Origin of the sequence: Mesorhizobium sp. YM1C-6-2, from assembly GCF_003666685.1 — a bacterium.
Taxonomy (GTDB): Bacteria; Pseudomonadota; Alphaproteobacteria; order Rhizobiales; family Rhizobiaceae; genus Mesorhizobium_K.
In genome coordinates, this window is the sequence record NZ_RCIZ01000003.1 from 202,352 (window position 1) to 225,512 (window position 23,161).

Sequence of the window (23,161 nt, forward strand, 5' to 3'; positions counted from 1 at the left end):
CGTGCCCAGATTGAAGCCGTCGCGGCGTCGTTTACGGATGCCGCCGCCCGGGCTTTGCAAGCAGGAGGGAGATCGATGGGGATAGGCACGCTCGTAGCCATGCTGGTGACGACGCTCGTCGTGATCGGCGTGCTGGCGACGCAGGAAACCTACAGCCTGTTCCTGCCGGGACTGCTGCAGGGCGCCTGGCTGACCATCCAGATCACCATACTCGGCGCCCTCCTCGCCGTCGTCATGGGCGTGCTTGCCGCGCTCTCCCGGCTCTACGGCCCGGCGCCGCTAAGATGGCTGGCGACCGTCTATGTCGAAATCTTCCGCGGCACATCGGCCCTGGTGCAGCTCTTCTGGCTGTTCTTCGTGCTGCCGCAGTTCGGCATCCTGATCGACGCCTTCAGCGTCGCCGTGCTGGCGCTCGGCCTCAATGTCGGCGCCTACGGCTCGGAGGTGGTGCGCGGCGCCATCGGCTCCGTCGCCCGCGGCCAATGGGAGGCCTCGATCGCGCTCAATATGAGCCGCGCCCAGATGCTGCGCCGCATCATCCTGCCGCAGGCCTTCGTTGCGATGATCCCGCCCTGGGGCAACCTGTTCATCGAACTCCTCAAATCGACCGCGCTGGTCTCGCTGATCACGCTCGGCGACCTCGCCTTCAGGGCGCAGCAGATGAACCAGACGACGCTGAAGACAGTGCCGATCTTCACGCTTGTCCTGTTGATCTATCTCGTCATGTCGCTGGCGATCACCATCGGCATGCGGTTTCTCGAACAGCGCGCCTCGCTCGGGCTGGCGCGGGGCAGGTCGGCATGATCTGGGACTGGGCCTTCGCCCTCGAAATCCTGCCGACGCTGGCGCGCGCCGCGGTCGTCACCATCCAGGCGACGCTGCTCGGCTTCGTCATCGCCGCCCTGCTCGGCCTGGCCATCGCTGTCGCACGGATCGCCGTGCCGCGCGCCGGCTGGGCGATCTCCGTGCTGGTCGAGCTGATCCGCTCGACCCCGCTGCTCATCCAGATATTCTTCCTTTATTTCGTGCTGCCGAATTTCGGCATCGTGCTCGACGCCTTCGCTGCCGGGGTGATCGCCATCGGCGTCCACTACGCCGCCTATTGTTCGGAGGTCTATCGCGCCGGCTTCGACAACATCCCGCGCGGCCAGTGGGAAGCCTCGATCGCGCTCAACCTCTCGGCCTGGACGACGTTCAAGGATATCATCATCCCGCAGGCGATCCCGCCCGTCGTGCCGGCGCTGGGCAATTACCTGGTGGCGCTGTTCAAGGAGACGCCGCTGCTGTCGGCAATCGCCGTGCTGGAACTCATGCAGACCGCCAAGATCATCGGCTCGGAGACTTTCCGCTATACCGAACCGATCACGCTCGTCGGCCTGTTCTTCCTGGCGATGAGCCTGGTTTCAGCCATGCTGATCCGGGGTGTCGAGGAGTTGCTGAACCGGAGGACGATACGATGACGGAACAGCCCATGGTCCGCTTCGACAAGGTCTCGAAACGCTACGGGTCGCTGACGGTGCTGGACGGGCTCGACCTAGATATCGGGCGCGGCGAGAAGGTCTCCATCATCGGGCCCTCGGGCTCGGGCAAGACCACCGTGTTGCGCATGCTGATGACGCTCGAGACCATCAATGACGGCGTCATCTGGGTCGAGGGCGAGCCGCTGACGCACATGCAGAAGAATGGCAAGCTGGTGCCGGCCGACACCGCCCATATCCGCCGCATCCGCTCCAAGATCGGCATGGTGTTCCAGTCCTTCAACCTGTTCCCGCACATGACGGCGATGGCCAACTGCATCGAGGCGCCGGTGACGGTGCTCGGCATGAAGCGCGCCGACGCCGAGGCGCGGGCGGCGGAACTGCTGGAGATGGTCGGGCTCGGCCAGAAGAAGGGCCACTACCCGTCGCAGCTTTCCGGCGGCCAGCAGCAGCGCGTGGCGATCGCCCGGGCGCTCGCCATGCGGCCGAAGATCATGCTGTTCGACGAGGTCACCTCGGCGCTCGACCCGGAGCTGGTCGGCGAAGTTCTGGAAGTGATCCGGCGGCTTGGCCGCGAACACGACTTGACCATGCTCATGGTCACGCATCAGATGGGCTTCGCCAAGGAATTCTCCGACCGCGTCTGCTTCTTCCACCAGGGCAAGATCTGCGAGCAGGGTCCGCCGAACGAACTCTTTGGCGCACCGAAGAATGAGCGGACGCGGCAATTCCTGCATGCCGTCCTGGAGGCCGGATGACGCTGCACGCCGAGATCGAAACCGAACCCGCGGCAGTGCCGCGGCCACCTTCGGCGCGCGAACGCGCCGAGCGCATATACCGCATCCTGCGCGACCGTATCTGTCTTCTGGAATATCCGCCGGGCAGCCTGATCTCGGAGGAAGGGCTCGCACAGGAGTTTGAGGTCAGCCGCACACCGGTGCGGCGGGTGCTCGCCCGGCTGGAATCCGAGGGGCTGGTCCAGTCCGTGCACGGCGTCGGCACCCTGGTCACCGATCCTGACATCGAGGAGCTGCAGCAGGTCTATCACCTGCGCCTCGAACTCGCGCTGCTTATCGGCAAGCTGACGCCTACTCCCTGGACCCGGGAGGATATCGGCCGCATCCGGGGACTGATCGCGCGTTGCGACGTGGATTCATCCGGCTCCGACCAGCGCGCCTTCCTTCGGCTCAACCTCGAATTCTTCAACGAGCTCAATGCCCTGACCGGCAACCAGCCGCTGCGCGAGATCAGCGAGCGGCTTTATTTCCAGGTGGCGCGCGTGGTGTTGAAGCTGATGCCCAAACTCGGCGTCGAGGAGGAGTTCACCGCCTTTCGCCGCGAGATGGAGGAGGTGCTGGCCGCCGCCGAAATCGGCGACTGGGATGCGATCGGCCATATCAGGCGGGCGCATATCTCGATGAGCTTCCGCCGGATGATGCGCTACGCCCAGGAGGAGGCGCTCACTCCGCCGCGCCCCTGAAGGCGCTGGCGCCGGTCTCGAACTGCAGCTTGGCGAGACGGGCATAGATGCCGCCCTTCGCCACCAGGCTCTGATGCGTGCCTTCCTCGACGATGCGGCCACCATCCATGACCAGTATGCGGTCGGCGCGAAGAACCGTCGCCAGGCGATGCGCGATGACGATGGTGGTGCGTCCCTGCATCAGCCGTTCGAGCGCGGTCTGCACCAGCGTCTCGCTGCCGGCGTCGAGCGCCGAGGTTGCCTCGTCGAGCAGCAGGATCGGCGCGTCGCGCAATATGGCGCGGGCGATCGCGATGCGCTGGCGCTGGCCGCCGGACAGGGTGATACCGCGTTCACCGACCTCGGTGTCGAAGCCGTTCTCAAGGCGCTCGATGAACTCGTCGGCCAGCGCGTCCTTCGCCGCCTGCTCGATGTCGGCGTTGGATGCGCCGGGGCGGCCGAAGGCGATGTTGTCGCGGACGGTTGCAGCGAAGACGGTGACGTCCTGCGGCACGATGGCGATGCGGCCCCGCACGTCGGCCGGGTCGGCCTCGCTGACGTCGACGCCGTCGAGGACGACCCTGCCGCTGGCGGGATCGTAGAAGCGCAGGATGAGCGAGAAGAGGGTGCTTTTTCCGGCGCCCGACGGACCGACGACCGCGACCGTCTCGCCGGGCCGGACCGAAAAGGAAACGTCATGCAGCGCCGGCAGGTCGGGGCGTGCGGGATAGGCGAAGGTGACGTCGTCGAAGAGGATCGCGCCCTTGCCGGACGCCGGCAGCGGCTTCGGGTTCGGCGGCGCCGAGATCGCCGGCTTTTCGGCAAGGATCTCGGTCAGCCGCTCGGCCGCGCCGGCCGCCTGGGAGAGTTCGCCCCACACTTCCGAGAGAGCGCCGAGCGCGCCTGCGGCGAACACCGAATAGAGCAGGAACTGGCCGAGCGTGCCCGCCGACATGGTTCCGGTCAGCACGTCTTGTGAGCCGAACCAGAGCACCATCACCACCGAGGCGAAGATGGTGAATATGGCGAAGAAGGTCAGCACCGCGCGCGCCAGCACGGAGGAGCGCGCGGCGTTGAAGGCGGTCTCGACCGCATGCGAGAAACGCCCGGTGACGAGGCTTTCGTTGGTGAAGGACTGCAGCGTGCGCACCGACGAGATCTGCTCGCTGGCATAGGCGGTCGCGCCGGCCAGCGTGTCCTGCGCCTGGCGCGACTTCTTCCGTACGGAGCGGCCGAAGGCGACGAGGGGCAGGACGACGAGCGGGATCGCCGCAAGCACCAGTCCCGACAGTTTCGGGCTGGTGACGATCATCATGCCGACCGCGCCAAGCCCGAGGATGAGGTTGCGCAGCGCGACCGAGGCGGTGGCGCCGACCGCGGACTTTATCTGGGTGGTGTCGGCGGAGAGCCGCGAGACGATCTCGCCGGAGAGCGCCGCATCGAAAAAGGCAGGCGACAGCGTGGTCACATGGCTGAAGACATCGCGGCGGAGATCGGCGACGACGCGCTCACCGAGCGTGATGACGAAATAGTAGCGGCAGGCGGAGGCCAGGGCGAGCAGGGCCGCGATCGCTATCAGGAGGGTGAAATAATTGGCGACGAAGGTGGTGTCGGCGCTGCTGAAGCCGTGATCGATCATGCGGCGCACGGCGAGCGGCAGGGTCAGCGTGGTGGCGGCCGCGACGGTGAGCGAAATGAACGCGGCCACGACCAGCGCCGGGTAGCGCAGCACGTAGGGCATGATGCGTCGCAGAGGCCGCAGCGGCTGCCTCTTGCGGTCTTCGGCGAAAGTCGCCGTCAAAGCCATCTCGTTGCGTTTCCCAGGTCCAGACGCTTCCGCGTGGTGCGCAGCATGCGGCCTTGTGATTCAAGTTCGGCTGATGTATAGGCACGCCGACCGTTTTTGAAGCCGCCGCTGCCTGAATAGCTGCGGCTTGACGTTTTTCAAAAGAGACGCATCGACGCAGGCCCAACGGCCGACCCGGCGCGCCGAGGCAAAGGACGAGACCGATGAAGGACAAGATCCATCCCGACTACCACACCATCACGGTGGTGATGACCGACGGCACCAGCTACGAGACGCGCTCGACCTACGGCGCGGCCGGCGACACGCTGAACCTCGACATCGACCCGAACACGCATCCGGCCTGGACCGGCGGCCAGCAGAACCTGCTCGACCGCGGCGGTCGCCTGACGAAGTTCAAGAACCGCTACGCCGGCCTGACGATCTGAGATCCGGCTGCAGTCCCGCAGTAAAAAAGGCTCCGGTTTCCGGGGCCTTTTTCTTTTGGGCTGTCGCGTGTTCGGCTGTTCCAAATGAAAATGGCCGCGTCCTTCACAGGGCGCGGCCATCGATTTTCCTGTTCGCCGTGCGCAGGCGCGATCAGGCAGCCTCTTCCTGCTCGGCTTCCTCATTGTCGGCCTTGGCGCCGCGCTTCGGACCCTTGGCGAGGTTGACCTCGATGAGGCGCACGGCCTCGGTTTCCGACATGCGGTTCACGGCAGCGATCTCGCGCGCCATGCGGTCGAGCGCGGCTTCATAGAGCTGGCGTTCGGAATAGGACTGCTCCGGCTGGTTGTCGGCGCGGTAGAGGTCGCGCACCACCTCGGAGATCGAGATCAGGTCGCCGGAGTTGATCTTGGCGTCGTATTCCTGCGCGCGGCGCGACCACATGGTGCGCTTCACGCGGGCGCGGCCCTGCACGACTTTCAGTGCGCGCTCGACATAATCCTCTTCGGACAGCTTGCGCATGCCGATGGAGGTCGCCTTGGCGACCGGCACCTTCAGGCGCATCTTGTCCTTCTGGAAATCGATCACGAAGAGTTCAAGCTTGTGCCCCGCCACTTCCTGCTCGTCGATCGCCACGATCTGTCCGACGCCGTGCGCCGGGTACACGATGTACTCGCCGGTCTTGAAACCGTGGCGCGTCGCGGACTTCTTGTGCTGAGTGGTAGTTGCCATTACGCCCTGAACTCCTTGTTATGGCCACCGGCGGCGAGCCGGCAAACCTGCTACGGCCCCAGAGGCCGAACCCGTGCCAGCGGCAACAGGAGAATCCGACGGAACAGTTCCAAACCAGCATGACGCAATAAAACGTCTGCCTGGCCCAGATTATCCTGGTCCGAAGTCAGATTGCACCTTCTCAAAGATTAGGGCTTTCGCGCCTTGATTGACGTTTTGCCACCGGCATGTCCGGTACAGCTAGCACAAAAAGTCGCAAGAATCAAGAATTTGCTGCATACGCGAACGGTTCCGCCGCCGATTCGGCACGGTCAGGTCGGCATCGCTTGGCGGAAGGCCGGTCCGGACGACCGGCTTCCATGAAACCCTCAGTCACCTTCGCCGGGTTCGGCCGAGAAGTATTTCTCGAACTTGCCCGCCACGCCGTCGAACTCCTTGGCGTCCGCCGGCGGTTCCTTCTTGGCCGTGATGTTTGGCCATTTGGCGGCATATTCGCTGTTCACCTCAAGCCATTTGTCGAGGCCGGATTCGGTATCGGGCTTGATCGCGTCGGCCGGGCATTCCGGCTCGCAGACTCCGCAGTCGATACATTCGTCCGGATGGATGACGAGCATGTTCTCGCCTTCATAGAAGCAGTCGACCGGACAGACCTCGATGCAGTCCATGTATTTGCATTTGATGCAATTGTCGGTCACTACATAGGTCATCGGCGGCTCCGGGAATTTTCCCGCTTTTATAGTATTTTGGGTGAGTTAGCTCGTTTGCAAAGGGCTGGCAAGGTTCGTGGTTTCCGGCGCGCGGGTCCTGGCGAAATCTCTTTCCACCCGTACCGCCCAGGCTGCCGGCGCAACATTCATTCCCACCCGCGCAGCTTGTCCGTCTCGCGTCGCTCGCGCTTGGTCGGCCGGCCGCCGCCGGCGTTGCGCAGGGGAGGCATGGCGTTTGCCGGCGCTTCGCCTTTCGGCGCGGGCGGCGGCGACATGTCCTCATAGAGGGTCCTGGCCTCGTCGGCGGGGCCGCGACGCTTGCCGGCATCGACCACCTTGTAGACGAGGATGCGGCGGTCGAGGGTGATGGTGAGCACGTCGCCCGGCTTCACCAGATCCGATGCCTGCGACGCCTTGTCGCGATTGATGCGCACGCGGCCGGCTACCGCCAGCTTGGCGGCGAGCGACCGCGATTTCACCACGCGCGCGAAGAACAGCCACTTGTCGATGCGCTGGCGGGCAGCGTCCATCTACTTCTTGAGCTGGTCGCGCAGCGCGGCGAGCTTGGCGAAGGGCGACAGCGGATCGATCTTGGCGGGACGTTCCTCGCGCGGGGGGCGAGCCTGGAAAGCCGGCTTCTGGCCGCGCTCGGACTGGCCATCCTCCCGCTTCCCCTTGCGGAAATCCGGGCGTCCGCCCTCGCCTTTCGGACCCTTGAAGCGTTCGCGGTCGAATTTCGGCTTGCCGCCGCGGCCTGCGGCGTCCCCTTCGCGGCGTCCCTGGAAAGGTGGCCGTCCGCCCTGGCGATGCGGCGGGCGGTCGCCGGCGTCGGCGCCCTCCGCCTGCCCACGGCCATGGCGCGGGCGCTGGTCGTGCCGGCGATGGCCCTGGCGGTCGAAGCGGCCGGGCCGCCAGAGAAGGATGGGTTTCGGCTCTTCGGCGGTGGCCTCGCCGGAGCCGGCCGGTTCGGAGGCAACGGGCGCGACCTCTCCCTCAGCGGGAGTGTCGCCGGATGCCGTCTGGCCGGATGGGGGCGCTTCAACGGGTTCGGCGCTTTCTCCTACCTGCACGGGAATGGAGGTCGCGTCGAGCACGTCGCCGGAAACGTCCTCCGCGACCTGCGTCGACACCTCCGCGTCAAGGAGGGCGGGTGCCTCGATGGCGGGCGTTTCCGTGGTTTCGGGAGCCCAGGTGGTCGCTTCGAGCGGAGCAGCGTGGTCGGGCACGGTCGCGTCGACGGGGTCGGCGCCAACCGTCTCCTGGCCCTCCGAGGCGGCGGCGATCGCGTCGCCGGCATCGGCGTCCGGCGATGCCTCTCCCTCAGGGGTGGTGGAAGCCAAGGCATCCGATGCGGCCTTTGCCTCGGCTGCCTTCGCCGCCGCTGCTTCAGCCTTCTCGGCCTCAGCCTTGGCGGCGGCTTCCTGCGCGGCCTGGTCGAGTGCGTCGATCTTTGCCTTCACTTCGACGGCGGGCTTGGCTTCGGCGCGATAGCCGAGACCCTTCAGGATCTCTTCCATGTCGTCGGCATTGGCGCCCAGGATCGACATCATCGCCGGGGTCACCATGAAGGCCTGGCCGTCATAGGCGCCGTCGGGGCGCGCGCCGAGCCCTGCCTTCCAGGCGAGTGCGGGGCGGATGAGGTCGGCGAGCCGCTCCAGGATGTCGACGCGCACGGCACGGCGGCCGAGCGGACGGAAGCCGGCGAGCTTGTAGAAGGTCCGGTCGAAGGCCGGATCGATGACGACCGAGGTGCGGCCCGAGGCCAGCGCATGAACCACGTCGCCGAAGCCCGGCTTCTCCTTGCCGTCGTTCGCCAGCGCCCAGAGCAGGGTGATGAGGCCGGCTGGAGCCGGCTTGATCAGCGAGGGAATGAAAATGTGATAGGCGCCGAAACGCACGCCGAGACGGCGGAGCGCCGCGCGGCCGGCCTGATCGAGCGACTTGACGTCCTCGGCGATGTCGCGGCGGTTGATCAGGCCGAATTCCTCGACCAGCCGGAAGGCGATGCCGCGGCCGATGCCGGTGATCTGGTCGGCGTTCTTGAGGTCGACCAGCGGCTTCAGCAAGGACTCGATCTGGAAATTGACGAAACGCTCGGCGCGCGCCGCGACCTTGTCGCGTGCCGGGCCGGTGAGCTGTTCGTCGGCAAAGAGGATGACGCGCGGCCGCAGCGCGTCTTCGCCCGAGGCCAGCGTTCCGATCGGCGCGCCGATCCAGCGCAGCACGCCGTCGGAGCCGAGCGCGATGTCGCCATTGGCGGAAGCCGCGAAACGGTCGGCGCGGGCTTCGAACTCGGCGGCAAGCGCCTTCTGTGCCGCCGTTTTGACCGCCTTGGCGTCCTCGCCATTGGCGCTCTGATCGGCGGTGAAGCGGAAGCCCTGCAATTCGCCGACATGGTGTCCTTCGACCACCACCGTGCCGGTTGGGCTGATTTCGGCTTCAATCATGCTATTTTCCCGGAGGCGCCGCACAAGAACGGATGTCCTGCGATCAACGAAGCGTTTCGTCAACCGCTCATGCAGCGCATCCGACAATCTGTCCTCTATTTCGCGCGTCTTTTCCTGCCAGTGTGTCGGATCGGCAAGCCATCCGGGGCGGTTGGAGACGAAAGTCCAGGTCCGGATCTGCGCGATGCGCTGCGACAGCGTGTCGATGTCGCCGTCGGTGGAATCGGCGCGGCGCACCTGCTCGGCCATGTAGGTCTCGTCGACATGGCCCTTGCGGGCGAGGTCGTCATACATGGAAGCGATCAGGTCGGCATGCTGGGCCGGCGCGATCCTGCGATAGTCGGGGAGCGCGCAGGCTTCCCACAGCAGCGCCACGCGCTCGCGGCCGACGGCAAGGTCGCGTATGACTGGGTCGCGCGACAAATGATCGAGCGCCTGCTGGTCGACCGCGGGCAGGGCGCGGGTCAGGCCTTCCACCGGCGCCGGCGTCTCGATCGAGCGCTTGAGCGCGTCGATGCTTGCGAAGTCGAAGCCGACGGTGCGCCATTGCAGCACCTTCACCGGGTCGAAGTCGTGCGCCTCGATCTTCTTCACCAGTTCGTCGTCGAGCGGATCGACCTGGCCGGTGACGCCGAAGGTGCCGTCGCGCAGATGCCGGCCGGCGCGACCGGCGATCTGGCCGAGCTCTGCGGCAGAGAGATCGCGGAACTGATAGCCGTCGAACTTGCGGTTCTGCGCGAAGGCGACGTGGTCGAGGTCGAGATTGAGACCCATGCCGATCGCGTCGGTGGCGACCAGATAATCGACGTCGCCCGACTGGTAGAGCGCCACCTGGGCGTTGCGGGTGCGCGGCGACAACGCGCCGAGCACGACGGCGGCGCCGCCGCGCTGGCGGCGGACGAGCTCGGCAATGGCGTAGACCTCGTCGGCCGAGAAGGCGACGATCGCCGAGCGGGCGGGCAAGCGCGTCAACTTCTTCTGGCCGGCATAGGCGAGGTGCGAGAGGCGCGGACGCGTCACCACCGAGATGCCCTTGAGCAGCCTTTCCAATATGCCGCGCATGGTGGCTGCGCCGAGCAGCAGTGTCTCCTGCCGGCCCCTGAGATGGAGCAGCCGGTCGGTGAAGATGTGGCCGCGCTCGAAGTCGCCGGCGAGCTGGACCTCGTCGATGGCGACGAAGGCGGCGTCGGTCTCGCGCGGCATCGCCTCGACCGTACAGACCGAATAGCGCGCGCCGGGGGGTATGATCTTCTCCTCGCCGGTAATCAGGGCGACCTTGTGCGCGCCGACCTTCTCGCAGACGCGGCCATAGACTTCGCGGGCAAGCAGGCGAAGCGGCAGGCCGATCAGGCCGCTTTCATGCGCAACCATGCGCTCGATGGCGAGATGCGTCTTGCCGGTATTGGTCGGTCCGAGGACCGCGGTGACATCGCGGCCCGAGAGAACCAGAGGTGCGCCGGGCAGATCGTTCTTGTTGGGATGAATCGTCATCGGATCGGAACGTGGCCTTTTCTGGCTCCGCGTTTCGTTGGCGACGGGCCGTCGCGGTGTCCGGGAGGATATGGGGACACAATAGGGGACACATAGGCATTCGCGTGCGCCAGCGAAAGGGAAAAGTGCCGGCCAGGAGGTTCCGCGAAAGCGATCCGAGTTAAGGCTTGGAACGAGTCTGGAACGAATCAGCGACGAATCAGTGACTCCAGCTGATTCAGGTTTTGTTCGCCGCTAGATGTAGTCTTAGCGGCGCCGAGTCTCACCACATGCTGAATCGCTAAAATGACCGGGGAAGCGAATCCACGCGGAATCGCTCGAAGGCGTTAACGTTTCGGCCGGGCCACCTCGGCTGTGCCTGGATGATTCGCTCAAGAATATGAAATCATTAAGATTTCCTGCCGGAAACCAGATCCTTCGCGAAGGCTTTTCGGGACATCCCGTTAACGATCGGGCCAAAGGCGGAACGAATCGGCGACGAATCACTTCCCCGGCTGATTTCCCGTTCTGTTCACCACAACATGTTGTGCTCGCGGAGCCGGCCGTCGGCTAGTTTACGGACGGGCCGCCGACGAGTGTTCCGCGCCGCCGTGATGGCGTTAACCATTCTGTTCCGGGACGGGACAGTCCCTGCTGCGCCGCTTCGACAGGTCATTTCGCGAAATAGTTGTGACTATGGCCGGCTGCCACCTGCCGGAAGGCGCGGAGCCGATTGTCAGGACGACGCCGGAATGTTCATTACACGCGGGGCTTTGCAGGAGGGAAACATGTCTAAAAGGCTTCTCGCGGAATTTCTCGGAACGTTCTGGCTCGTCTTCGGCGGTTGCGGCAGCGCCGTGCTCGCCGCGGCGTTTCCGGAACTTGGAATCGGGTTCGTCGGTGTCGCGCTGGCCTTCGGCCTTACCGTGCTCACCATGGTCTATGCGGTTGGCGGCATTTCGGGCGGCCATTTCAATCCGGCCGTCTCGGTGGGCCTAATGATCGGCGGACGCTTCGAGGCTAAGGATCTCATTCCCTATGTGATCGCCCAGGTGATCGGAGCGATCGTGGCTTCGGCGGTGCTCTATGTCGTGGTCAGCGGCAAGGCCGACTTCGCCGGTATCGGCGGTTTCGCCACCAACGGCTATGGCGAAGCCTCTCCAGGCAAATACGGGCTCGGCTCGGCGCTGGTCATCGAGGTCGTGCTGACCTTCATGTTCCTGATCATCATCCTCGGGGCGACGCATGGCCGCGTTCCCAAGGGCTTTGCACCGATCGCCATCGGCCTGGCGCTGACGCTGATCCACCTGATCTCGATCCCGGTGACCAACACGTCGGTCAATCCGGCGCGCTCGACCGGCCCGGCGCTGTTCGTCGGCGGCATCGCATTGCAGCAGCTCTGGCTGTTCTGGGTCGCGCCGATCGTCGGCGCCGCGCTTGCCGGCATCACGCACAAGGCGCTGTTCGAAAAAGACTGAGCAGAGCTGAAAAAGGAAACGGCGCCATCGGCGCCGTTTTTTCTTCTACTACCTGGCAAGCAAGGCCGCCCATGGCGGTCAAGTCATGTACTGGCCGCCATTGGCGGTGAGGGTTGACCCGGTGATGAAGCCGGAATCCTCGGACGCCAGAAACACCACGCAGCGGGCGATCTCGTCGGGTTCGCCGAGGCGGCCGGCCGGAATGGCTGCCACGATCGTCTCCAGCACCTTCTCCGGCACAGCGCGCACCATTTCCGTGCCGATATAGCCCGGGCAGATCGCATTGACCGTGATGCCGGCCCTCGCGCCTTCCTGTGCCAGCGTCTTGGTGAAGCCGATGTCGCCCGCCTTTGAGGCAGCATAGTTCGACTGGCCCATCTGGCCCTTCTGACCGTTGATGGAGGAGATGTTGATGATACGGCCGAACTTGCGGTCGCGCATGCCGCTCCATAGCGGATGCGTCATGTTGAAGAGGCCGTTGAGATTGGTGTCGATCACGTCCTTCCACTGCTCGCGCGTCATCCGGTGGAACATTGCGTCGCGGGTGATGCCGGCATTGTTGACCAGCACCGATACCGGGCCGAGATCGGCCTCCACCCGGCCGATGCCGGCGGCACAAGCGTCGTAGTCAGCGACCGACCATTTGTAGACGGGGATGCCCGTCTCCGCCTTGAACTTATCCGCGGCCTCGTCATTGCCGGCATAGTTGGCGGCGACGGTGTAGCCGGCATTCTTCAGCGCGACCGAGATCGCGGCGCCTATGCCGCGCGAGCCTCCCGTCACCAGTGCGACGCGTGTCATGCAAAGTTCCTCCCTGTTGTAGGGAGTACGGAGCAGGCGAGCAGGGGAATAGGTTCGTTGAAGGCCGACCTAGATCCCCTGCTCTCCTACTGCCTTACTCCCCTGATTCCCCTCAGTTCATCGCTTCCACGCACATGGCGACGCCCATGCCGCCGCCGATGCAGAGCGTGGCGAGGCCCTTCCTGGCGCCGCGGCGCTTCATCTCGAAGACCAGCGTGTTGAAGACGCGGGCGCCGGAAGCACCGACCGGATGGCCGATGGCAATGGCGCCGCCGTTGACGTTCACGATCTCCGGGTTCCAGCCCATGTCCTTGTTGACGGCGCAGGCCTGCGCGGCAAAGGCTTCGTTGGCCTCGACGAGATCGAGGTCGGCAACCGACCAGCCGGCCTTCTCCAGCGCCTTGCGCGAAGCCGGGATCGGGCCGGTGCCCATGATCGCAGGGTCGACGCCGGCCGTCGCCCAGGAGACGATGCGCACCAGCGGGGTGAGGCCACGCCGCGAAGCCTCGTCCTCGGTCATCAGCACGACGGCGGCGGCGCCGTCATTGATGCCGGACGCGTTGGCGGCGGTTACCGTGCCGTCCTTGTCGAAGGCGGGCTTCAGCTTGGCGACGGTCTCCAGCGTGGTGCCTGCGCGGATATACTCGTCCTGGTCGACGATCGTGTCGCCCTTGCGGCCCTTGATGGTGACCGCGGTAATCTCGTCCTTGAACCTTCCCGCCTTCTGTGCGGCCTCCGCCTTGTTCTGCGAGGCGACGGCGAAACGGTCCTGCTCGTCGCGGGTCAGCTGCCATTGGCGCGCGACGTTCTCGGCGGTGATGCCCATGTGGTAGCCGTGGAAGGCGTCGGTCAGACCGTCCTTGATCATCGTGTCGACGAGCTTCAGGTCGCCCATCTTGACGCCGCTGCGCAGATATTGCGCGTGCGGGGCCATGGACATGGATTCCTGGCCGCCGGCGACGATGATCTTCGCGTCGCCCGAGGTGATCTGCTGCATGCCGACTGCGATGGCGCGCAAGCCTGAGCCGCAGAGCTGGTTGAGGCCCCAGGCGGTGGTCTCCTGCGGAATGCCGGCGGCCATGGCGGCCTGGCGGGCGGGGTTCTGGCCCTGCGCGGCCGTCAGGATCTGGCCGAGGATGACCTCGTCGACTTCCTTGGCGTCGACGCCGGATCGGGTCAGCGCTTCCTTGATGGCGACGGCGCCGAGCTCATGCGCGGGCACGTTGGCGAATGCCCCGTTGAACGAGCCGACCGGGGTGCGGGCGGCTCCGGCGACGACGATGGAAGCAGGCATGGTTTTCTCCAGAGTGTGAGGGTGCTTGGTAGGCGCACCGGATTTATGAGCATTTCTCCCGCGTTTCCACGGGCCGAGTCAAACCGGAAATCGGCGATCCGGCGGCGCAGGGACGGCGGCTACTGTTATGCTGCGCAGCATAATTTGCCGGCACTGCAACATAACAATTATCCCGCAGTGCACAAACTACTTGGAATTGCGATGCTTTTGGGCATATCCTGCCCGAAAGGCGCAATCGTTGCCGGGGGCTTACGAGGCTGCCTGGTCTTCTGGGAGGATGTCGATGCCCGCCAAAGACGAACCGGTGGTGATCAAGAAATACGCCAACCGCCGCCTCTACAATACGGGCACCAGCACGTATGTGACGCTCGAGGACCTCGCCGAAATGGTCAAGAAGGGCGAGGACTTCACCGTGCAGGACGCCAAGACGGGCGACGACATCACGCATCCCGTCCTCACCCAGATCATCTTCGAGCTGGAGAACAAGGACGGGCAGAACATGCTGCCGATCTCCTTCCTGCGCCAGCTCATCTCCTTCTACGGCGACCAGATGCAGATGGTGGTGCCGAGCTTCCTCGAACAGTCGATGATCGCCTTCGCCAAGGAACAGGAACGGTTCCGCGAACAGATGAAATCGGCCATGGGCAAGGGACCCATGGAGATGATGAAGATGACCCCGCCGATGAAGGCGATCGAGGAGCAGACGCGCCGCAACATCGAGCTGTTCCAGAACGCCATGCGCATGTTCACGCCGTTTCCCCCGACCGGCAGTCAGGCCGCGCCACCGGAGGGCGGTCGCGGAAAGGGCGGCGAGAAATCCGACGAGCTTTCGGAGCTGAAGCAGCAGATCGCTGCGATGCAGCGCAAGATCGACTCGATGGGTTGACGCGCCGCCTATCGAGGCGGCAGTGCTTCACTGCAGGTGGCTGAGAGCCGTCGGGGAGGTCAGTTGAAGCTGACGTCCCGTCCCGCCGCGCGCAGCGACACGGAAAAGCCGGCCAGCACGTCGATAAGCGAAATCACCATCAGGACGAAGAAGACCGGGTGCGCCGCACCCTCCACCAGCAGGAATTCGACCAGGAAGGCGACGAAGACGAAGGTCGACAACAGGTGGTCGACCACCGAGGCGTTCGAGGTGCGGGTCGACTTCACGATCTCGACGAAGAAGAGCAGAAGCGCGATCACGATCATCGATATTCCAAGCGTCATCGAGAATACGCCGCCCGACATCATGCGGAAGGAGAACAGCTCGGTTGCCCATGGGTCTCCGTTCGGCCCGTCGCCGAACAGGCCGGCCAGGCCGAGATTGTAGAGGATGAAGGACACGACCAGCAGCGGGACGCTCGTCAGCACGGCTTTCTCCTGAGAGGTTTTGTCCGCCCTGTAGAGAGCGCAATCGGCGGCGCGTCAAGGTCCGGCAGAGGGCGGCTGCTTCACAGTCCGCCCATCAGGGACACGTCCCGGACAGCTGCGCCGACCCGCTCGACCAAGCCTTCGCCGACAAGCGCCGACAGCAACCCGTCGATGTCGTCCGCCACCTTTTGACGAGGCGTTTCAGGGAAGGCGCCGGCAACGACATCGCAAAGCGACGACGCATCACGCGGCGTTTCGAGAAGGTTCCAGACGCCGAGGCCGAGCGGGTCGAGCATGTGAATGCCGTTGCCGCGGCTGTCCAGGAGGAAGCCGGACGCGTCGACCCGTTCCAATGTGACGGAAGGACTCCTCCGGTAGAGGGGCAGGCCGGGCTTCGGCGCGGGCGGACCGGCCTGTTTGACCCGTGCGCCCGACAACTCGTCGCGGATCACCGGATTGGCCCGGATCGGGCGCGGTGAGGCAGGTGCCTCTTTTCCAAACGCCACGTCGAGGCAGCGGACGGCGTCCTCCAGATCCGAATAGACGAGGCGTTGCACGGGAACGTGCCTGATGATCGAGGCGAAAGTGGAAAGCAGCAGCAGCGCGTCGCGATCGTCGCGCGTGTTGCGCGTGAGGATTTCGAGGAGCGTCCGGTCGAGCGGCGCGGGCTCCAGCCGCGCCCGCACAGGCCGATTGTTGCGTTCAAGCAGGACGACGGCGCCAAGTGGCAGCCGTTCGCCGAAGCGGATTTCCGCGTCCTTTGGCGCGGAGAGGTAGGCGTAATAGCCGTCGCTCAGGACCGTCCGGTCGCGCACATGGTTTTTGAATGCGCGGCTCGTCCGGCGGGGAAGTGGCAGCCGCAGCCGCGTCATGCATCCAGTCGAGACGGCTTCGCCGGCGGTAAGGTCGAACGGCAGGATGTCGTCGGCGAAGATGCGTCGTCCGCCAGCCGAAAGCCGCCCCATCAGCGTGCTCTTGCCGGCGCGATGCGCCGCGGGGAAGAGAACGAGGCGTCCGCCGAACTCGGCTGCCGCAGCGTGAAGGCAGACCAGTCCGGGCGAAGCGGCCGCCAGCGCATCGACCACCTCGACGACCAGCGAGCAGACGGCGCTGACGGCGGTCGGCTCATGGAAGGTTCCCCCGTCCTCGGGCCGCTCGATGATGATCTCGCCGCCGTCGGCGAAGATCCGGAGAAGCGGCTTCCCGGCCAATTTGCGGTCGCTCTTCATCGGCCAGCCGGTCAGAACCGATTGCAGCATCCCGGCGACGTGAGCCGTATCGGGGGAGAAGACGAGCGGCCTTTCCAGGCCATGCGGAAGAAGGACGAACATCAGGCGATCCGATGGAAGTCGGTGAGCCGGCATCGTTTCCGGCCGCCAACAGAGCAGGTGCGAAGCGGTTCCGGATGAAGCCTTGCCGGACAAGGAGACGGAGCAACGGAAGCGTATTGCCTCCGCTGCTCCGACACTGTCAGTCGGTCAGCTGAAGATACGGCGGAGGGGACGGAGGAGATTGCCGGCGTTGACCGAACGGCGTCCTCGTCCGCCGGAACCGCGCGAGCCCCGCGAACCGCCGGAGCCGCGCGAGCCGCGTCCGCCGGAACCGCCGCTGCCCCTGCCGCCACGGCCACCGCCGCCGCCCGAGCCGCCACCGCTTCCGCCGGATGCCCTTGCCTGGTCGAGCGAAAGCAGGGTCGGCGCGGCATAGGCGGCGGCTCCGGTGATGCCGAGCAGCGCCAGCATGCGGCGGCGGCTCATATCCTTTCCTTCGACGTCGGGATGGTTGTCCGACTTGTCAAAAATCCTGTCCGACATGGCATTTCTCCTTTCAGGTTCTGCGGCCGGACCCTTGTGCCTGGGACACAGGCTCCGATCCGGCTGGAAGAACGGGAGAATTCGTCGCTTATTCCACGCCGCGGGCGATTTTTACCAACCGCACAAATCGACAATGATTTCTAAGGGGTTCGTAATATAGAATCATCAAATGTGATTGCGAGGCGTGTGCCATTCTGTGGCAGAAACCGCGCCAAAGGCGCCAGAAAGCGTCAAGCTTTTCGGGGACGACAAAGATGAGCGGCAAATATTTCGGCACGGACGGCATCCGTGGCAAGGCCAATACATTTCCGATGACGGCGGAAGTGGCGATGAAGGTCGGCATGGCCGCCGGCCTGTCCTTCCAGCGCGGCAATCACCGGCACAGGGTCGTGCTCGGCAAGGATACGCGCCTGTCCGGCTACATGATCGAGAACGCGATGGTGGCCGGGCTGACCGCCGCCGGCATGGACGTGTTCCTGCTCGGGCCCATTCCGACGCCCGCCGTGGCGATGCTGGCGCGCTCGCTGCGCGCCGACATCGGCGTCATGATCTCGGCCTCGCACAACCCCTATTTCGACAACGGCATCAAGCTGTTCGGGCCTGACGGCTACAAGCTCTCCGACGAGATCGAGCAACGCATCGAGGCGATGCTGGAAGACGGCGTCGAGATGGCGCTGGCCGATTCCGAAGGGCTCGGCCGGGCGAAGCGGATCGACGGCGTGCACGACCGCTACATCGAATTCGCCAAGCGCACGCTGCCCAAGTCGATGTCGCTGGCGGGACTCAGGGTCGTCGTCGACTGCGCCAACGGGGCCGCCTACAAGGTGGCGCCGGAAGCACTCTGGGAACTCGGCGCTGAGGTCGTTTCGATCAATGTCGAGCCCAACGGCTTCAACATCAACCATGAGTGCGGCTCCACCCATCCGGAAGGCTTGTCGAAGAAGGTGCACGAGGTGCGCGCCGACATCGGCATCGCGCTCGACGGCGACGCCGATCGCGTCGTCATCGTCGACGAGAACGGCGAGGTCATCGACGGCGACCAGATCATGGCGCTGGTGGCGGAAGCCTGGCACAAGTCGGGCAAGCTCGCCGGCGGAGCTGTGGCGGCGACGGTCATGTCGAATCTCGGCCTCGAACGCTTCCTCTCCGGCATCGGGCTGGAACTGCACCGCACCAAGGTCGGCGACCGCTATGTCGTCGAGCACATGCGCGCGCATGGGCTGAATGTCGGCGGCGAGCAGTCCGGCCATATCGTGCTTTCCGACTTCTCCACCACTGGCGACGGTCTGGTGTCGGCGCTGCAGGTGCTCGCCTGCATCAAGCGGCAGGGCAAGCCCGTCAGCGAGGTCGCCAAGAAATTCGAGCCGGTGCCGCAGCTTCTGAAGAATGTCCGCTTCTCCGGCGGCAAGCCGCTTGAAGAGGCGCGGGTCAAGGCGGCGATCGAGGAGGCGCGCAACCTTCTCGGCCAGTCGGGCCGGCTGGTGATCCGCCCTTCCGGAACAGAACCGCTGATCCGCGTGATGGCGGAGGGCGACGATCCAGGCCTGGTCAGGCGCGTGGTCGACGACATCGTCGGCGTCATCTCCGAGACGCGCAGCGCCGCCTAGCCGCGGGCATTCCTGCTTTGCAGAACCGCCGTCTGCGCCCTACATTGGGCGCAGCACGAAGGGAGCACGCCATGGATGCGAAAACCTATCCCGTCACTCATACGGATGCCGAATGGCGCGCCAGGCTGACGCCGGAACAGTACCAGGTGATGCGCAACCACGGCACCGAGCGGCCCGGAAGCTGCGCGCTGCTTCACGAGAAGCGGGCCGGCACGTTCAGTTGCGCCGGCTGCGACCAGCCGCTGTTCGAATCCAAGCTGAAGTTCGAAAGCGGCACCGGCTGGCCGAGCTTCAACGACCCGGTCCCCGGCTCCGTCGAGACCACGACCGACCGCAGCTATGGCATGGTCCGTACCGAGGTTCATTGCGCGCGCTGCGGCAGCCATCTCGGCCACGTCTTCGAGGACGGCCCGCCGCCGACCTATCTGCGCTACTGCATCAACGGCGTCGCGCTGAACTTTCAGGCGACCTGAGCATGCCGGGGAGGGTGGGGGCCGACGCGATCACGCTGCCAAGGGTGGGCTAGCATGCCCCGTCTTGCAGGCGTCGATGCTGACGTCGAATACGATTATGTCGTGGTCGGCGCGGGTTCCGCCGGCTGCATCCTGGCGAACCGGCTTTCGGCCGATCCGAAGAACCGCGTCCTCGTGCTGGAGGCGGGCGGGCGCGACAATTGGGTGTGGTTCCATATCCCCGCCGGCTATCTCTTCGCCATCGGCAATCCGCGCGCCGACTGGTGCTTCCGCACCGAGGCGGAGCCCGGCCTCAATGGCCGCAGCCTCGCCTATCCGCGCGGCAAGGTGATCGGCGGCTCGTCGGCCATCAACGCGATGATCTACATGCGCGGCCAGGCCGGCGACTACGACCACTGGCGGCAGCTCGGCCTCACCGGCTGGGGCTGGGACGACGTGCTGCCCTATTTCAAGAAGCACGAGGACCATTTCCTCGGCGCGAGCGACGCGCACGCCGTCGGCGGCGAGCTGCGGATCGAGCCGCCGCGCGTGAAGTGGGAGATATTGGAGGCCTATCGGGAAGCGGCGGCAGAACGCGGGATAGCTGCGATCGACGACTTCAACTGCGGCGACAATGCCGGCTCCTGCTACTTCCACGTCAACCAGCGGCGCGGGCTGCGCTGGTCTTCCGCGACCGCCTTCCTGAAGCCTGTGCTGTCGCGACCGAACCTTCATCTCCTCACCGAATGCCATGTCGAGAAACTGGCCTTCGAGGGGACACGCGCCAGCGGCGTCACCGTCCGGCACAAGGGAGCGACGCATACCGTCAGATGCCGCGGCGAGGTCACCCTCTCGTCCGGCTCGATCGGCTCCGTGGAGATCTTGCAGCGGTCGGGCATCGGCCCCGCCGACGTCCTGCGACAGGCCGGCGTCGAAGTGCTCAGGGAGATGCCGGGCGTCGGCGCCAATCTGCAGGATCATCTTCAGCTTCGCATCATCTACAAGCTTTCCAACGCCCGCACGATGAACGAGACCTATCACTCGCTCGTGCGCCGCGGGTGGATGGGCGTCGAATATGCGCTGTTCCGGCGCGGGCCGCTGACCATGGCGCCGTCGCAACTCGGCGTCTTCGTGCGCTCGGAGCCCGAGCGCGAGCGGGCCAACCTGCAGTTCCACATCCAGCCGCTGTCGCTCGACAAGTTCGGGGATCCTCTGCATCGGTTCCCCGGCCTCACCACCAGCGTCTGTAACCTGCAACCGGAGAGCCGCGGCATGGTGCGCATCCGTTCCGCGGATCTCCACGACAAGCCGTTCATCGCGCCGAACTATCTGTCGACGGAGGAGGACCGGCGCGTCGCGGCGCAGTCGATCCGCATCGCACGGCAGATCGCCAGGGCGCCGGCGCTCGATCGCTACAGGCCGGAGGAGTTCCTGCCCGGCCCCGGCGTACCCGACGAGGACGAGGCATTGGCGAAGGCGGCGGGTGACATCGGCACGACGATCTTCCATCCGGTCGGGACGGCGAAGATGGGACTGGCGAGCGATCGTGGCGCGGTCGTCGACGAGCGCCTCAGGGTGATCGGGCTCGGCGGCTTGCGCGTGGTCGACGCGTCGGTGATGCCGACGATCACCTCGGGCAACACCAATTCGCCGACGATGATGATCGCCGAGAAGGGCGCGTCGATGATCCTGGAAGACGCGCGCCAGGCCTGACCGTCAGGAAGCCACCTTCTGCTGGCGCTCGGGCGCAGGCAGGAGCACGTTGCCGCGGCCGGCGCGCAACAGCGCGCTGTCGAGCGCATGCGGGATGAACTCCTTGTGCACCCTGGCCACGTCGAGCAGCTTGTCGAGATCGATGCCCGTCTCGATGCCCATGCCGTGCAGCATGTTCACCATGTCCTCGGTCGCGATGTTGCCGGTTGCGCCCGGCGCGTAGGGACAGCCGCCCAGCCCGGCGACGCCTCCGTCGAAGCGGCTGACGCCCGCCTCCAGCGCGGCAAGCGTGTTCGCCAGAGCCATGTCGCGGGTGTTGTGGAGGTGCATGTTGAACGCCACCTCCGGATATCTCGCGACCATGTGCGAAACGACGTCGTGGACCAGCTTCGGGTTGGCGACGCCGATCGTGTCGGCGATCGAGATTTTGCGGACGCCAAGCTCGACGTAGCGGGCGGCGATGCGATCAAGCTGGTCCAGTCCCACCTGCCCTTCGAAGGGGCAGCCGAGCGCGCAGATCATGCTACCGTAGATCGTGAAGCCGTCTTCGGCCGCCAGCCTGGCCATGCCGGCGATCTCCTCGAGCGTCTGGTCGATCGACCGGTTGCCGTTGGCGCGGTTGTGGGATTCCGTCACCGACAGCATGAAGGAAACGCCGTCGATGCGGTCGCGGAAGCGGCGGGCGCGCTCCAGCCCGCGCATGTTCGGCACCAGCGCGCGATAGCTGACGCCGGGCACGATATCGATGCCGGCGACCACATCCTCCGCGTCCACGAATTGCGGGATGGCCTTCGGGTGCACGAAGGACGTCACCTGGATCGCCGGCAGGCCGGTGCGCGACAGCGCGTTGATGACCCTGATCTTGGTCTCGGTCGGGACGAACTGTTTTTCGGACTGGAAGCCGTCGCGCGGACCGACCTCCATGAGGTGGACCTTCTTGACCTTGTCCGTCGCAAGCATCGTCAGAACTCCCGACACGTCTCTGTTCCGGTCATATGGTGTCGAGCGCAGCGATGCAAAGGCGTGTTGCCGGAAGATCGACCGGCTGTCGGGGCCCAGCGTCAGACCTCGGCGCGTTCGCCCGTCTCGGACGAACGCAATATCGCGGCGATCAGGCGGTGCACCTTCAGCGCTTCGCGGCCGGTGACGGCGGGGTCGCGATCCCCTTCGATGGCGTCGAGGAAATCTTCGATAACGGCCCGGTGGTGATGATGCGGAAAGGCCATCGGGTCCGCGCCGGCGCCGCCGCCGAGCGCGCCGTCGTTGACGATCTCCTCGGTGCCGTCGTGGAAATGGGCGATCATCTTCGCGCCCTCGATGCGCGCCATGCCCTTGGTGCCGATGATGTCGACCGCGTCGGGAATGCCGGGATAGGCCGAGGTCGTTGCGCTGATCGCGCCGATGCCGCCATCCTCAAATCGGGTCGCGGCAAAGGCGAGGTCTTCCGTCTCCATCCTGTGCACCGGGCTGGTCGCGGCATAGCCGGTCACCTCGACCGGCAGGCCGGCCAGCGAGATCATCAGGTCGAGCGTGTGGATCGCCTGGGTGAGCAGCACGCCGCCACCGTCGCGCGCTCGCGTGCCGCGGCCGGGCTGATCGTAATAACTCTGCGGGCGCCAGTTGTAGAGCCGCGCCGAGGCGCTGACGATGTCGCCGAGGCGGCCCTCGCGGATGAGGCCGGCAAGTGCCGTGCTGATCGGGCGGAAGCGGTGCTGCAGAACGACGCCGAGCTTCACGCCGGCGTTTTCGGCAACGGCGACGAGGTCCTCGGCACGCTTGAGGCTGATCTCCAGCGGTTTTTCCAGCAGAACATGTTTGCCGGCTAGGGCCGCGCGGCGGACGAGATCGAGATGCGTGTTCGGCGGCGTCAGCAGCAGCACGGCGTCGATGGAAGCATCGGAGAAGATGGCGTCGGCGCTGTCGGCGAGAGCGAAGCCGTAGGTCTCAGCGAAGGCCTTCCGGCGCTGGGCACTTGGACTAAAGGCTGCCTTGACCTGGACGCGTTCTTTCAGATCCTGAAGGCTCCTCGCATGGGGCGCCGACGCCATGCCGAGCCCGATGATGCCGATCTTCCTCATGCGATGTTCCTCCGAGGCCGGCACGATAGCTTCCCGAAAGTCATCATA

General features: G+C 65.5%; 22 protein-coding genes. 10 read left to right on the plus strand and 12 right to left on the minus strand.

What is annotated here, in order from left to right:
• The first annotated feature begins 75 nt into the window (after positions 1-75).
• Genes ehuC through D8676_RS09650 form a run of 4 tightly spaced genes read left to right on the plus strand, consistent with a single transcriptional unit; the run spans position 76 to position 2,958 of the window.
• Positions 76-804, plus strand: coding sequence for an ectoine/hydroxyectoine ABC transporter permease subunit EhuC (ehuC, locus tag D8676_RS09635; protein ID WP_121580661.1), 729 nt, complete (start codon positions 76-78; stop codon positions 802-804).
• A complete protein-coding gene (gene ehuD / locus D8676_RS09640) occupies positions 801-1,460 on the plus strand; it encodes an ectoine/hydroxyectoine ABC transporter permease subunit EhuD (RefSeq protein WP_121580662.1) in 660 nt (219 codons plus the stop codon). The genes ehuC and ehuD overlap by 4 nt, the downstream gene beginning before the upstream one ends.
• Positions 1,457-2,236: an ectoine/hydroxyectoine ABC transporter ATP-binding protein EhuA gene (gene ehuA, locus D8676_RS09645; protein WP_121580663.1), complete on the plus strand. Its 780-nt coding sequence runs from the start codon at positions 1,457-1,459 to the stop codon at positions 2,234-2,236. Before ehuD ends, ehuA begins: the two co-directional genes overlap by 4 nt.
• Positions 2,233-2,958 (plus strand): GntR family transcriptional regulator, encoded by a 726-nt coding sequence (locus D8676_RS09650; RefSeq protein WP_121580664.1) that lies wholly within the window; start codon positions 2,233-2,235, stop codon positions 2,956-2,958. Before ehuA ends, D8676_RS09650 begins: the two co-directional genes overlap by 4 nt.
• Here D8676_RS09650 and D8676_RS09655 read toward each other — a convergent pair.
• Entirely contained in the window at positions 2,939-4,744 is a 1,806-nt protein-coding gene (locus tag D8676_RS09655; RefSeq protein ID WP_121580665.1) for an ABC transporter transmembrane domain-containing protein, read from the minus strand. The two genes, D8676_RS09650 and D8676_RS09655, sit on opposite strands and share 20 nt — an antisense overlap.
• 203 nt (positions 4,745-4,947) lie before the next feature.
• Between D8676_RS09655 and rpmE the strand changes: the two genes are divergently transcribed.
• On the plus strand, positions 4,948-5,169 hold the full coding sequence (rpmE, locus tag D8676_RS09660; protein WP_121580666.1) for a 50S ribosomal protein L31: 222 nt from the start codon (positions 4,948-4,950) through the stop codon (positions 5,167-5,169).
• 151 nt (positions 5,170-5,320) lie between these two features.
• Here rpmE and D8676_RS09665 read toward each other — a convergent pair whose 3' ends face one another.
• The 4 genes from D8676_RS09665 to D8676_RS09680 form a co-directional block, all read right to left on the minus strand.
• A complete protein-coding gene (locus tag D8676_RS09665) occupies positions 5,321-5,899 on the minus strand; it encodes a CarD family transcriptional regulator (protein WP_121580667.1) in 579 nt (192 codons plus the stop codon).
• A gap of 368 nt (positions 5,900-6,267) precedes the next feature.
• Positions 6,268-6,606 carry a ferredoxin FdxA gene (gene fdxA, locus D8676_RS09670; RefSeq protein ID WP_121580668.1) on the minus strand — a complete coding sequence of 113 codons (339 nt, stop codon included), beginning with the start codon at positions 6,604-6,606 and terminating at the stop codon, positions 6,268-6,270.
• 146 nt (positions 6,607-6,752) lie between these two features.
• Positions 6,753-7,136, minus strand: a complete 384-nt coding sequence (locus tag D8676_RS09675) for an RNA-binding S4 domain-containing protein (protein ID WP_121580669.1) — start codon at positions 7,134-7,136, stop codon at positions 6,753-6,755.
• Entirely contained in the window at positions 7,137-10,544 is a 3,408-nt protein-coding gene (locus D8676_RS09680; protein ID WP_121580670.1) for a helicase-related protein, read from the minus strand.
• Between the two features lie 767 nt (positions 10,545-11,311).
• Between D8676_RS09680 and aqpZ the strand changes: the two genes are divergently transcribed.
• Positions 11,312-12,001: an aquaporin Z gene (aqpZ, locus tag D8676_RS09685; RefSeq protein ID WP_121580671.1), complete on the plus strand. Its 690-nt coding sequence runs from the start codon at positions 11,312-11,314 to the stop codon at positions 11,999-12,001.
• 78 nt (positions 12,002-12,079) lie between these two features.
• Here the strand turns inward: aqpZ and D8676_RS09690 are convergent, their stop codons facing one another.
• Positions 12,080-12,802: a beta-ketoacyl-ACP reductase gene (locus D8676_RS09690; protein WP_121580672.1), complete on the minus strand. Its 723-nt coding sequence runs from the start codon at positions 12,800-12,802 to the stop codon at positions 12,080-12,082.
• Between the two features lie 112 nt (positions 12,803-12,914).
• Positions 12,915-14,096 carry an acetyl-CoA C-acetyltransferase gene (locus tag D8676_RS09695; protein WP_121580673.1) on the minus strand — a complete coding sequence of 394 codons (1,182 nt, stop codon included), beginning with the start codon at positions 14,094-14,096 and terminating at the stop codon, positions 12,915-12,917.
• A gap of 283 nt (positions 14,097-14,379) precedes the next feature.
• On the opposite strand from D8676_RS09695, the gene phaR reads away from it, so the two are divergent.
• Positions 14,380-14,982: a polyhydroxyalkanoate synthesis repressor PhaR gene (phaR, locus tag D8676_RS09700; RefSeq protein ID WP_121580674.1), complete on the plus strand. Its 603-nt coding sequence runs from the start codon at positions 14,380-14,382 to the stop codon at positions 14,980-14,982.
• 59 nt (positions 14,983-15,041) lie between these two features.
• Here phaR and D8676_RS09705 read toward each other — a convergent pair whose 3' ends face one another.
• From D8676_RS09705 to D8676_RS27015, 3 genes are all read right to left on the minus strand, one after another.
• A complete protein-coding gene (locus D8676_RS09705) occupies positions 15,042-15,449 on the minus strand; it encodes a hypothetical protein (RefSeq protein WP_121580675.1) in 408 nt (135 codons plus the stop codon).
• Between the two features lie 80 nt (positions 15,450-15,529).
• On the minus strand, positions 15,530-16,780 hold the full coding sequence (locus D8676_RS09710) for a PqqD family protein (RefSeq protein WP_183097046.1): 1,251 nt from the start codon (positions 16,778-16,780) through the stop codon (positions 15,530-15,532).
• 147 nt (positions 16,781-16,927) lie between these two features.
• Positions 16,928-17,263, minus strand: a complete 336-nt coding sequence (locus D8676_RS27015) for a hypothetical protein (protein WP_183097047.1) — start codon at positions 17,261-17,263, stop codon at positions 16,928-16,930.
• Between the two features lie 254 nt (positions 17,264-17,517).
• On the opposite strand from D8676_RS27015, the gene glmM reads away from it, so the two are divergent.
• From glmM to D8676_RS09730, 3 genes are all read left to right on the plus strand, one after another.
• Positions 17,518-18,870, plus strand: coding sequence for a phosphoglucosamine mutase (gene glmM / locus D8676_RS09720; protein WP_121580677.1), 1,353 nt, complete (start codon positions 17,518-17,520; stop codon positions 18,868-18,870).
• A 71-nt stretch (positions 18,871-18,941) separates the two neighbouring features.
• On the plus strand, positions 18,942-19,343 hold the full coding sequence (gene msrB, locus D8676_RS09725; protein WP_121580678.1) for a peptide-methionine (R)-S-oxide reductase MsrB: 402 nt from the start codon (positions 18,942-18,944) through the stop codon (positions 19,341-19,343).
• 54 nt (positions 19,344-19,397) lie between these two features.
• Positions 19,398-21,035, plus strand: coding sequence for a GMC family oxidoreductase N-terminal domain-containing protein (locus D8676_RS09730; RefSeq protein WP_121580679.1), 1,638 nt, complete (start codon positions 19,398-19,400; stop codon positions 21,033-21,035).
• A gap of 3 nt (positions 21,036-21,038) precedes the next feature.
• On the opposite strand, the gene D8676_RS09735 is transcribed toward D8676_RS09730, so the two are convergent.
• Positions 21,039-21,995, minus strand: a complete 957-nt coding sequence (locus D8676_RS09735; RefSeq protein WP_121580680.1) for a hydroxymethylglutaryl-CoA lyase — start codon at positions 21,993-21,995, stop codon at positions 21,039-21,041.
• A gap of 101 nt (positions 21,996-22,096) precedes the next feature.
• Positions 22,097-23,113 (minus strand): Gfo/Idh/MocA family oxidoreductase, encoded by a 1,017-nt coding sequence (locus D8676_RS09740; protein ID WP_121580681.1) that lies wholly within the window; start codon positions 23,111-23,113, stop codon positions 22,097-22,099.
• Positions 23,114-23,161 lie beyond the last annotated feature (48 nt).

Coding starts and splice junctions, on each gene's coding strand:
- ehuC (WP_121580661.1), top strand. CDS start 76: ATGGGGATAGGCACGCTCGTAGCCATGCTGGTGACGACGCTCGTCGTG.
- ehuD (WP_121580662.1), top strand. CDS start 801: ATGATCTGGGACTGGGCCTTCGCCCTCGAAATCCTGCCGACGCTGGCG.
- ehuA (WP_121580663.1), top strand. CDS start 1,457: ATGACGGAACAGCCCATGGTCCGCTTCGACAAGGTCTCGAAACGCTAC.
- D8676_RS09650 (WP_121580664.1), top strand. CDS start 2,233: ATGACGCTGCACGCCGAGATCGAAACCGAACCCGCGGCAGTGCCGCGG.
- D8676_RS09655 (WP_121580665.1), bottom strand. CDS start 4,744: ATGGCTTTGACGGCGACTTTCGCCGAAGACCGCAAGAGGCAGCCGCTG.
- rpmE (WP_121580666.1), top strand. CDS start 4,948: ATGAAGGACAAGATCCATCCCGACTACCACACCATCACGGTGGTGATG.
- D8676_RS09665 (WP_121580667.1), bottom strand. CDS start 5,899: ATGGCAACTACCACTCAGCACAAGAAGTCCGCGACGCGCCACGGTTTC.
- fdxA (WP_121580668.1), bottom strand. CDS start 6,606: ATGACCTATGTAGTGACCGACAATTGCATCAAATGCAAATACATGGAC.
- D8676_RS09675 (WP_121580669.1), bottom strand. CDS start 7,136: ATGGACGCTGCCCGCCAGCGCATCGACAAGTGGCTGTTCTTCGCGCGC.
- D8676_RS09680 (WP_121580670.1), bottom strand. CDS start 10,544: ATGACGATTCATCCCAACAAGAACGATCTGCCCGGCGCACCTCTGGTT.
- aqpZ (WP_121580671.1), top strand. CDS start 11,312: ATGTCTAAAAGGCTTCTCGCGGAATTTCTCGGAACGTTCTGGCTCGTC.
- D8676_RS09690 (WP_121580672.1), bottom strand. CDS start 12,802: ATGACACGCGTCGCACTGGTGACGGGAGGCTCGCGCGGCATAGGCGCC.
- D8676_RS09695 (WP_121580673.1), bottom strand. CDS start 14,096: ATGCCTGCTTCCATCGTCGTCGCCGGAGCCGCCCGCACCCCGGTCGGC.
- phaR (WP_121580674.1), top strand. CDS start 14,380: ATGCCCGCCAAAGACGAACCGGTGGTGATCAAGAAATACGCCAACCGC.
- D8676_RS09710 (WP_183097046.1), bottom strand. CDS start 16,780: ATGTTCGTCCTTCTTCCGCATGGCCTGGAAAGGCCGCTCGTCTTCTCC.
- D8676_RS27015 (WP_183097047.1), bottom strand. CDS start 17,263: ATGTCGGACAGGATTTTTGACAAGTCGGACAACCATCCCGACGTCGAA.
- glmM (WP_121580677.1), top strand. CDS start 17,518: ATGAGCGGCAAATATTTCGGCACGGACGGCATCCGTGGCAAGGCCAAT.
- msrB (WP_121580678.1), top strand. CDS start 18,942: ATGGATGCGAAAACCTATCCCGTCACTCATACGGATGCCGAATGGCGC.
- D8676_RS09730 (WP_121580679.1), top strand. CDS start 19,398: ATGCCCCGTCTTGCAGGCGTCGATGCTGACGTCGAATACGATTATGTC.
- D8676_RS09735 (WP_121580680.1), bottom strand. CDS start 21,995: ATGCTTGCGACGGACAAGGTCAAGAAGGTCCACCTCATGGAGGTCGGT.
- D8676_RS09740 (WP_121580681.1), bottom strand. CDS start 23,113: ATGAGGAAGATCGGCATCATCGGGCTCGGCATGGCGTCGGCGCCCCAT.